Below are 9,492 nucleotides of genomic sequence, written 5' to 3'. Positions count from 1 at the left end.
GGGTCCGCGCCCCCACCGGGCGGCCCCGGCCCGCGGGGGGTGCCGGGGGCCCCCCCCCCCCCGGGCGGGCGCCCCTCCGCCACGGCCCGGCCGGTCATGACCCGGCCGGTCACGCACGGCCCGGTCACGCGCGGCGTCATGTCCCGGCTCTTCGCGCCTTCCGCGGATCTCCGGTTCGGCAGCGGCGTGGTACCCGACCGCCGGCACGCCGGCCGGCAGCGGCGGACGGCGTCTCCGCGCCTCCTCCGCCAGGCGGGGACGATAGGGTGCTCGCAGGTCGGAAGGCGCGAAGGAGCAGGTGATCATGCGGGCCGCGGTGATGGGCTCACCGATCGCACACTCGCTCTCCCCCTGTCTGCACCGGGCCGCGTACGCGGCGATGGGGCTGGCCGGGTGGAGCTACGAGGCGATCGAGTGCGACGAGGCGGCGCTGCCGGAGACGCTCCGGCGGCTTCGGCCGGTGCGCGGCGAGGCCCCCGGGGGCGGGGACGCCTGGGCGGGCCTGTCGCTCACGATGCCGCTCAAGCGAGCCGTGCTGCCCCTGCTCGACACCGTGACCGAGCCGGTCGTCGAGGTCGGCGGCGCCAACACGGTGGTGTTCCGCGACGGCGCCGCGCACGGCCACAACACCGACGTCCACGGCGTGCGGCAGGCCCTGGTGGAGGCGGGGGTGCCCGCTCCCGCTTCGGCCACCGTGCTGGGCGGCGGGGCGACCGCGGCCTCGGCGCTGGCGGCGTTGCGCGGCCTCGGCCTCCAGGCGGCCACGCTGCTGGTACGGGACCCCGCCCGCGCGGGGGAGACGGCGGAGGCGGCCGAACGGATCGGCGTGGCGCTGTCCGTGGAGACGTTCGACAAGCTGGACGCGGCGCTGCGGGTGGACCTGGTCGTCTCCACGCTGCCCGGCGGCGCGGCCGACGCCTACGCCGAGGCCCTGGCGGGGGTGCCCGCCCTGTTCGACGTCGTCTACTCGCCCTGGCCCACGCGCGCGGCCTCGGCGGTGCGGGCGGCGGGCGGCACGGTCGTGGGCGGCTTCGCGATGCTGCTGCACCAGGCGGTCCGGCAGGTGGAGCTGATGACGGGCCGCACGGACGTCCCGGTGGAGGCCATGCGTGCGGCCGGTGAGGCGGAGTTGCTCAGACGGGCCACGCGAACGGGTTGACCATCTTGACGTCGAGGTCGGCGAAGTCCTTGACGTTCCGCGTGACGAGAATCCATCCCTGCGAGCGGGCCGTGGCCGCGATGAGACCGTCCACGACAGGCAGGGGACGCTTGGCGTTCATGCGTCCCCACTCCTCGGCCACGTCGAGGGTCACCGGCAGGATGCGGGTCCGGAATTCCCGCTCCAGGCGGTCGAGCCACGACTCGTACGCTCCGGCCTGCACCGGGTCGCGCCGGCGCAGAAGCTCGACGCCCTTCCGGATCTCGCCGAGGACGAGGACACTCATGTACAGCGCCGGGCCATGGATCGTGTCCAGCCATTCCTGCAGACCCGCGCTCCGGGTGCGCTTGGTCATCTCGGACACCACGTTGGTGTCGAGCAGGTAACTCACCAGACATCACCCAGGTCGATCTCCCGAGGGAGGTCCTTGGAGCGCGTGAGATCCAGCTCGCTCAGGTCGGGCGCGCTGAGCAGGAACTCCTTGAAGTCGGGCTCGTCGCCCTTGAGCCGGCGGTACTCCGCCATGTCGATGACGACCGCCACGTCCTCCCCATGGCGGGTGACGACCTGCGGGCCCTCGTCATGCGCCCGGCGCACCACCTCGCTGAAGCGTTGCTTCGCCTCCTGCAACTGCCAGACCGCCATCATCTCCTCCAATCTGGACAGACTGGACAGAATCTGTCCTCGCTCCGACTTTAGCGGAGCCGGAGGTCGCCGGGAGGGGAACATTCGAGGTTGCCACGCGGTTGTGGTAACGTAACTCTCTGATCGGTCCGGCATGTCTGCTGGACGCGCAAGCGGAGGTCTCCCTCCCACCCGAGTCGCCGAGAGGTGGCCGGGTCAAGGATCACGCCGGACTACTCCGGGGAGCTTGAGGCCACGCCGCCGAAAAGCTCAGTGGCCCCGCATGCGCGACGTGCGGGGCTTTTCGCGTCTGCGTGAAGCTCTCCGGCACGACGAGCACGTAGGGATCGCAAACCTAGGAGGCCCCATCAGCACTGAGCCCCGCATCAACGAGCGTATCCGAGTTCCCGAGGTCCGCCTCGTGGGCCCGAACGGCGAGCAGGTCGGCATCGTGTCCATTCACGATGCGCTGAAGCTCGCCCAGGAAGCCGACCTTGACCTCGTCGAGGTCGCGGCGACGGCTCGACCGCCCGTGTGCAAGCTCATGGACTACGGCAAGTTCAAGTACGAGTCCGCGATGAAGGCGCGCGAGGCGCGCAAGAACCAAGCGCACACGATCATCAAGGAGATCAAGCTCCGGCCGAAGATCGACCCGCACGACTACGAGACCAAGAAGGGTCATGTGGTGCGGTTCCTCAAGGCGGGGGACAAGGTCAAGGTCACGATCATGTTCCGTGGCCGCGAGCAGTCCCGTCCGGAGCTCGGCTTCCGGCTGCTGCAGCGGCTGGCCGAGGACGTCCAGGAGCTCGGCTTCGTGGAGTCCCAGCCCAAGCAGGACGGCCGTAACATGATCATGGTGATCGGCCCGCACAAGAAGAAGGCCGAGGCCAAGGCCGAGAAGGCGGCGGCCAAGGCGCAGCGTGGCGATGAGGAGCCTTCCGAACAGGAAGCGTGACCCGCGGTAGGGGTTAGCCTTACAGCGCACCCCTATACGGCCACCAGCATGACGAAGACGCCGCGACCGGGTCGGCCAGCACCGGCCCGGCCACCGGCACGACCGAATTGAGGAGAGACGGCGACATGCCGAAGATGAAGACGCACAGTGGTGCGAAGAAGCGGTTCCGGCTCACCGGCACGGGCAAGATCAAGCGTCGCCGCGCCAACCGCGCGCACTACAACGAGTGGAAGTCGTCCACGCTGACGCGCCGTCTCAAGAACGAGGTCGTCCTTTCCGACGCCGATTCCAAGAAGATCAAGAAGCTGCTCGGCAAGTAGCGCGAACCCCCGGGGAGAAGAAACATGGCACGCGTGAAGCGGGCGCTCAACGCCAAGAAGAAGCGCAAGATCGTCCTCGAGCGGGCGGCCGGTTACCGTGGCCAGCGGTCGCGGCTGTACCGCAAGGCCAAGGAGCAGATGCTCCACTCGATGACCTACGCCTACCGCGACCGTAAGGATCGCAAGGGCGCTTTCCGCCGTTTGTGGATCCAGCGCATCAACGCTGCGGCCCGTCAGAACGGCATGACCTACAACCGCCTGATCCAGGGGCTGCGCCTGGCGGGCGTCGAGGTCGACCGCAAGATCCTCGCTGACCTCGCGGTCAACGACAGCCAGACCTTCGCCACGCTCGTCGAGGCCGCCAAGAAGGCGCTGCCGGCGAACGTGAACGCTCCGGCCGCGAGCTGAGCGACGCGAGCTGAGAGATGTGACGAGCCCGGCCCGGGCTCCAGCCGAGGGCCCACCTCACGGTGGGCCCTTTGCCATCTGCGGGGACGGGTTGTAACACCGGCGGATCGTACGCACGGACAGGCCGAGCCGGTCACCGGCGGCGCGAGCAGGGCACAGGCAGGGGGAGCAGGGAGAGCATGGCGGGATCCGAGCTGACCAACGTCAAGGCGCCGCGCGTGAAGGCGGCCCGTCGGCTGACCAAGCGCGCCTTCCGCGACCAGGACCGCAAGTTCCTGGCCGAGGGCCCGCAGGCGGTGCGCGAGGCCCTCAGGCTCGACGACGTGACGGTGGAGCTGTTCACGACGGCCGAGGCCGAGCTGCGCCACCCCGAGATCGTCGGCGAGGCCGCCGCGCGCGGCATCCCGGTCCACCGCGCCAGCGGCGAGGTCATGGCCGAGCTGTCCCAGACCGTCACCCCCCAGGGGCTGCTGGCCGTCTGCCGGCTGGTGCACGTGCCGCTGGAGGAGGCGCTGCCCGCGCAGCCGCGGCTGGTGGCGGTGCTCGCCCACGTGCGCGACCCCGGCAACGCCGGCACCGTCATGCGGGCGGCCGACGCCGCCGGCGCCGACTCCGTGGTCTTCACCGACGCCTCCGTCGACCCGTACAACGGCAAGTGCGTGCGCGCGAGCGCAGGCAGCCTGTTCCACCTGCCGGTGGTGATCGGCGCGCCCGTGTCCGACGCCGTACGGCGGCTCAAGGAGCGCGGCCTGCGGGTCCTCGCGGCCGACGGGGCGGGCAAGCACACCCTGGACGACGTGGATCTGTCCGGCCCCACCGCGTGGATCTTCGGCAACGAGGCGTGGGGGCTGCCCGAGGCGATCCTGGCCGAGGCGGACGACGTGGTCCGGGTGCCGATCTACGGCCAGGCCGAGAGCCTCAACCTGGCGACCGCCGCCGCCGTCTGCCTGTACGCCTCCGCCCGCGCCCAGCGCACGGCCTGAAAGCCTTCCAGCCCGAATGCGCTCGACCTGGATGCGCTCGACTTGAATGAGCTCGACCTGAATCCGCTCGGTGTGGAAGGGCGCGGGACGGCTTGAGCCGGTGGCCGCGGCCGATGGCACGAAGCGGTCACGTCCCGGCCACAGGGAGCCTCGCGGCGAGTCCCCTAGGCGACGGGAAACCCGCTATTGTCGGCCTTGTAGGCGGAGGAGGCGAGGTCGTGCACGGAGCGGACACCGGCGGTCGGGAGATCGTCCCCGCGTGCTCGATCGCCATCGACGACCTCCCCGACGGCCTCATCGTGACCGACAGGTTCGGCCGCGTCCTGGCGGTCAACCGGGCGGCCGTCCGGCTCACCGGGGTGCCCGCCGCGCGGGCCGTCGGCAAGGAGATGGACGAGGTCTTCCCGTTCCGCGACCACGACGGGCGCGAGTGGTGGAAGGCCCTCGACCCCCAGGGCGGGCTGCGCACCCGCACCCGGGTCCCCGAGCGCCCGCTCCACCTGCCCGGCGGCCAGGAGCTGCACGTCGCGGCCCGGCTGGTCCGCGAGCCCGCCCGCGGCGGCGACGTCGCCCGGGTCGCGATCACGTTACGCGACGGAGGGGCCCGCGCCAGGCTGGAGCGCAGCCGCGCCGACCTGGTCTCCACCGTCGCCCACGAGCTGCGCTCGCCGCTGACCAGCGTCAAGGGCTTCACCGCGACGCTGCTGGCCAAGTGGACCCGCTTCACCGACGAGCAGAAGCGCGTCATGCTGGAGACCGTCAACAACGACGCCGACCGCGTGACCCGGCTCATCACCGAGCTGCTCGACGTGTCCCGCATCGAGTCCGGCCGGCTGGAGGTGCGCCGCCAGGTCGTGGACGTGCCCGCGCGGACGCGCCGCGTCATCGCCGGGCGGGTGGCGGCCGGTGAGCCCGAGGACCGCTTCCGCCTCGTCGCCGGCGACGACCTGCCCGAGATGTGGCTCGACCAGGACAAGATCGACCAGATTCTCGGTAACCTGGTGGAGAACGCGGTGCGCCACGGCCGGGGCACCGTGACCATCGTCATCGAGTCCGTCGGATGGGGAGTGGCCGTGTCGGTGCGCGACGAGGGCGAGGGCATCGCGCCCGAGCTGGCTCCGCGCGTCTTCCGGCAGTTCTGGCGCGGCAACAGCCGCCGGCGCGGCGGCACGGGGCTCGGCCTGTTCATCGTCAAGGGCCTGGTCGAGGCGCACGGCGGCACGATCACCGTGCAGCGGGCGCCCGAGGGCGGCGCGGAGTTCCGATTTACCGTGCCCACCGGCACGCCCGACTTCGCCTGAAGCGCGAGTCGGCCGGTGGGCCAGCCACCGTTAGACTCTTGACCGCTCAAGCCCTGGATACGGAGCTCACTCTTGTCTGACTACGACCCCGTCGAGGTGACACCGTTGCATGCCGACGAGGTGTCCCGCATGGAGGCCGAGGCCCTCGACGCCATCAAGTCGGCCGGCAGCCTCGACGCCCTCAAGCAGGCCCGCCTCGCGCACGCGGGTGACCGCTCGCCCATCGCCCTGGCCAACCGTGAGATCGGCGCGCTGCCCCCGGCGGCCCGCGCCGAGGCCGGCAAGCGCGTCGGCACGGCTCGCAAGGCGATCGGCCAGGCCCTCGCGACCCGCCAGGCCGAGCTGGAGGCCGAGCGTGACGCGCGCGTGCTCGTCGAGGAGGCCGTCGACGTCACCCTCCCGTGGGACGGGCGGCCGCGCGGCGCCCGTCACCCGCTGACGACCATGCAGGAGCGCATCGCCGACACGTTCGTCGCGATGGGCTACGAGGTGGCCGAGGGCCCCGAGCTGGAGGGCGAGTGGTTCAACTTCGACGCCCTCAACATCGCCCAGGACCACCCGGCGCGCTCCGAGCACGACACGTTCTTCGTCGGCTCCGCCGGCTCGGGCATGGTGCTGCGCACCCAGACCTCCCCGGTGCAGATCCGCGCGCTGCTCCAGCGTGAGCTGCCCGTGTACGTGATCTCGCCGGGCAAGGTGTTCCGCACCGACGAGCTCGACGCCACCCACACCCCGGTCTTCCACCAGGTGGAGGGGCTGGCCGTGGACGAGGGCCTGACGATGGCCCACCTCAAGGGCACGCTCGACCGCTTCGCCGAGGTCATGTTCGGCGAGGGCATCACGACCCGGTTCCGGCCGAACTACTTCCCGTTCACCGAGCCGTCGGCCGAGATGGACCTCAAGTGCTTCGTCTGCCGTGGCGCCTCGGCGGTGCCCGGCAACCCGCCGTGCCGCACGTGCAAGTCCGAGGGCTGGATCGAGTGGGGCGGCTGCGGCATGGTCAACCCGCGCGTGCTGGTCTCCTGCGGGGTCGACCCGTCGAGATACTCGGGGTTCGCGTTCGGCATGGGCATCGAGCGGACGCTGATGTTCCGCCACAACGCCGAGGACATGCGCGACATGGTCGAGGGAGACGTGCGCTTCACGCTCCCGTTCGGAATGGAGATCTGATGAGGGTCCCGCTCTCCTGGCTGCGGGAGTATGTCGATCTTCCCGCGGTCACCGCGCACGAGGTGGCCGACCGGCTCACCGCGGCCGGCCTCAAGCTGGAGTCCATCGCCTCCTACGGCCACGACGTCAAGAACGTCGTCGTCGGGGAGGTCCTGGAGATCGAGGAGCTGACCGGCTTCAAGAAGCCGATCCGGCACTGCAAGGTCGAGACGGGCGAGGCGACGCCGCGCGAGATCGTCTGCGGCGCCACCAACTTCGCCGTCGGCGACCGGGTTCCGGTCGTGCTGCCGGGCGGCGTGCTGCCCGGCGGGTTCGAGGTCGGCGCGCGCAAGACGTACGGGCGCATGTCCGAGGGCATGATCTGCTCCGAGCGCGAGCTGGGGCTGACCGAGGACCACGGCGGCATCATGGTGCTCCCGGCCGACACCCCGGTCGGCGCCGACGTGGTGGAGCTGCTCGGCCTGCGCGACGACGTCATCGAGCTGGAGATCACCCCCGACATCGGCTACGCGCTGTCGATCAGGGGCGTGGCCCGTGAGGCGGCGATCGCGTTCGGCGTGCCGTTCCGCGACCCCGCCGCGGTCGAGCCGCCCCCGGCCGAGGGCACGGCCTGGCCCGCCTCGATCGCCGACCCGTCCTCCTGCGACCGGTTCGTGCTGCGCGAGGTCACCGGCTTCGATCCGGCCGCGCAGAGCCCGCTGTGGATGCGCGTACGGCTGGCGCGCGCCGGCATGCGGCCGGTGTCGCTGGCCGTCGACGTCACCAATTACGTCATGCTGGAGCTCGGCCAGCCGCTGCACGCCTTCGACCGGGCCAAGCTGACCGGCGAGATCGTCGTACGGCGGGCGCTGCCCGGCGAGCGGCTGGAGACGCTCGACCACGTGGTCCGCGACCTCGACCCCGACGACATCCTCATCACCGACCAGGCGGGCCCGCTGTCGATGGCCGGCACGATGGGCGGCCTGGACAGCGAGATCTCCGACACCACGACCGACATCGTCATCGAGGCGGCCCACTTCTCGGCCACCGGCATCTCCCGCGAGTCGCGCCGGCACAAGCTGGTGTCGGAGGCGTCCAAGCGGTTCGAGCGCGGCGTCGACCGCGAGCTGCCGCTGGCCGCGTCGTGGCGGGCCGTGCGGCTCCTCGCCGAGCTGGGCGGCGGCACCGCGGGCCACGCGGTCACCCACGCCGAGACCGAGGCGGAGCCGCCCCGCATCGCCATCCCGGCCGGCTACCCCGGCGTCGTCGCCGGCGTCCCGTACACCAAGGAGACCGTCGTCCACCGGCTGGAGCAGATCGGCTGCACCGTGACCGACGGCGACGAGCCGGCCGTGCGCAGGGGAGCCGTCGACCCGACCGGCGTGGTGACCGGCGGCGAGCTGGCGGCCAGGCTCGCCGTCAGCGGCCCCGACATGATCACGGTGACGCCCCCGTCCTGGCGGCCCGACCTCACCGACCCCAACGACCTGGCCGAAGAGGTCATCCGCCTGGAGGGCTACGAGCACCTGCCGTCGGTCCTGCCCAAGGCGCCCGCCGGGGCCGGGCTGACCGAGGGGCAGCGGCTGCGCAGGCGCGTCGGCCGGGCCCTGGCCGCCGCCGGGTACGTCGAGGTGCTGGCCTACCCGTTCATCGGCGACAGCGACTTCGACCGCCTGCAGCTTCCGGCCGACGACGCCCGCCGCCGGGCCGCGCGCCTGGTCAACCCGCTGGCCGACGACGAGCCGCTGCTGCGCACCACGCTGCTGCCGGGCCTGCTCAAGACGCTGGCCCGCAATGTGGGGCGCGGCTTCACCGACGTGGCGCTGTTCGAGTCCGGCTCGGTGTACCGGCCGCGCGAGGACGGCCCGGACACCGCTCCGACGCCCGGTGTGGAGCGCAGGCCGACGGAGGAGGAGCTGGCCGGGATCGAGGCGGCCCTGCCCGACCAGCCGCGCCGCGTCGCGGTCGTGCTGGCCGGCGAGTTCGAGCGGTCCGGATGGTGGGGGCACGGGCGCCAGGAGTGCTGGGCCGACGCGGTGCAGGCCGCCCGGCTCGTCGCCGCCGAGGCCGGGATCGAGCTGTCGGTCGTCGCCGACCAGCACGAGCCGTGGCACCCGGGCCGCTGCGCGGCCCTCTACGTGGGCGACACGCTCGTCGGCCACGCCGGCGAGCTGCACCCGCGCGTCATCGAGGCGTACGGCCTGCCGCCGCGCACCTCGGCCATGGAGCTGGAGCTGTCTCGGCTGGAGGCCGCCCTGCCCGGCCCGGTGGACGCCCCGCGGGTGTCGGCCTACCCGGTGGCGACGCAGGACGTGGCGCTCATCGTCCCCGACTTCACGCCGGAGGCCGACGTGGCGACGGCGCTGCGCGACGGGGCAGGGGAGCTGCTGGAGTCGATCCGGCTGTTCGACGTCTACACCGGTGAGCAGGTGGGCGAGGGCAACAAGTCGCTGGCGTACACGCTGCGCTTCCGCGCCCAGGACCGCACGCTGACGGTCGAGGAGACGACGGCGGCACGTGACGCGGCGGTGGCACTGGCGGCCGACCGCGTGGGGGCTCAGCTCCGCGGCGCCTGACGATCCACAGGGGAAGG

The 9,492-nt window shown here is 72.1% G+C and carries 10 protein-coding genes; 8 read left to right on the top strand and 2 right to left on the bottom strand.

Features of this window, described 5'->3' with window-relative positions; genetic code table 11:
* The first annotated feature begins 304 nt into the window (after positions 1–304).
* Positions 305–1,159, top strand: coding sequence for a shikimate dehydrogenase (locus AB0H64_RS38795; RefSeq protein WP_357635108.1), 855 nt, complete (start codon positions 305–307; stop codon positions 1,157–1,159).
* On the opposite strand, the gene AB0H64_RS38790 is transcribed toward AB0H64_RS38795, so the two are convergent.
* Both AB0H64_RS38790 and AB0H64_RS38785 read right to left on the bottom strand, forming a co-directional pair.
* Entirely contained in the window at positions 1,134–1,550 is a 417-nt protein-coding gene (locus tag AB0H64_RS38790; protein WP_357635105.1) for a type II toxin-antitoxin system VapC family toxin, read from the bottom strand. The two genes, AB0H64_RS38795 and AB0H64_RS38790, sit on opposite strands and share 26 nt — an antisense overlap.
* On the bottom strand, positions 1,547–1,807 hold the full coding sequence (locus tag AB0H64_RS38785) for a type II toxin-antitoxin system Phd/YefM family antitoxin (protein WP_357635102.1): 261 nt from the start codon (positions 1,805–1,807) through the stop codon (positions 1,547–1,549). The genes AB0H64_RS38790 and AB0H64_RS38785 overlap by 4 nt, the downstream gene beginning before the upstream one ends.
* A gap of 343 nt (positions 1,808–2,150) precedes the next feature.
* Here AB0H64_RS38785 and infC point away from each other — a divergent pair, with 343 nt between their 5' ends.
* The 7 genes from infC to AB0H64_RS38750 all read left to right on the top strand — a co-directional run bounded on the left by infC (position 2,151) and on the right by AB0H64_RS38750 (position 9,475).
* Complete coding sequence (gene infC, locus AB0H64_RS38780; RefSeq protein ID WP_357635191.1) at positions 2,151–2,738, top strand: translation initiation factor IF-3; 588 nt, start codon at positions 2,151–2,153, stop codon at positions 2,736–2,738.
* A gap of 125 nt (positions 2,739–2,863) precedes the next feature.
* The gene (gene rpmI, locus AB0H64_RS38775) at positions 2,864–3,058 is read left to right on the top strand and encodes a 50S ribosomal protein L35 (protein WP_310712325.1); all 195 of its coding nucleotides are present in this window, start codon (positions 2,864–2,866) and stop codon (positions 3,056–3,058) included.
* Between the two features lie 24 nt (positions 3,059–3,082).
* On the top strand, positions 3,083–3,466 hold the full coding sequence (rplT, locus tag AB0H64_RS38770) for a 50S ribosomal protein L20 (RefSeq protein WP_310712324.1): 384 nt from the start codon (positions 3,083–3,085) through the stop codon (positions 3,464–3,466).
* Between the two features lie 179 nt (positions 3,467–3,645).
* Positions 3,646–4,449, top strand: coding sequence for an RNA methyltransferase (locus AB0H64_RS38765; RefSeq protein WP_357635098.1), 804 nt, complete (start codon positions 3,646–3,648; stop codon positions 4,447–4,449).
* 218 nt (positions 4,450–4,667) lie between these two features.
* Positions 4,668–5,750, top strand: coding sequence for an ATP-binding protein (locus AB0H64_RS38760; RefSeq protein WP_357635095.1), 1,083 nt, complete (start codon positions 4,668–4,670; stop codon positions 5,748–5,750).
* A gap of 129 nt (positions 5,751–5,879) precedes the next feature.
* Positions 5,880–6,920 carry a phenylalanine--tRNA ligase subunit alpha gene (gene pheS, locus AB0H64_RS38755; protein WP_357635189.1) on the top strand — a complete coding sequence of 347 codons (1,041 nt, stop codon included), beginning with the start codon at positions 5,880–5,882 and terminating at the stop codon, positions 6,918–6,920.
* Positions 6,920–9,475 carry a phenylalanine--tRNA ligase subunit beta gene (locus tag AB0H64_RS38750; RefSeq protein ID WP_357635092.1) on the top strand — a complete coding sequence of 852 codons (2,556 nt, stop codon included), beginning with the start codon at positions 6,920–6,922 and terminating at the stop codon, positions 9,473–9,475. The genes pheS and AB0H64_RS38750 overlap by 1 nt, the downstream gene beginning before the upstream one ends.
* Positions 9,476–9,492 lie beyond the last annotated feature (17 nt).

This window comes from Nonomuraea sp. NPDC050733, assembly GCF_040654215.1.
GTDB lineage: Bacteria > Actinomycetota > Actinomycetes > Streptosporangiales > Streptosporangiaceae > Nonomuraea.
The sequence above is the reverse complement of the archived record's forward strand: the minus strand, read 5'-3'. Positions and strand labels throughout refer to the sequence as shown.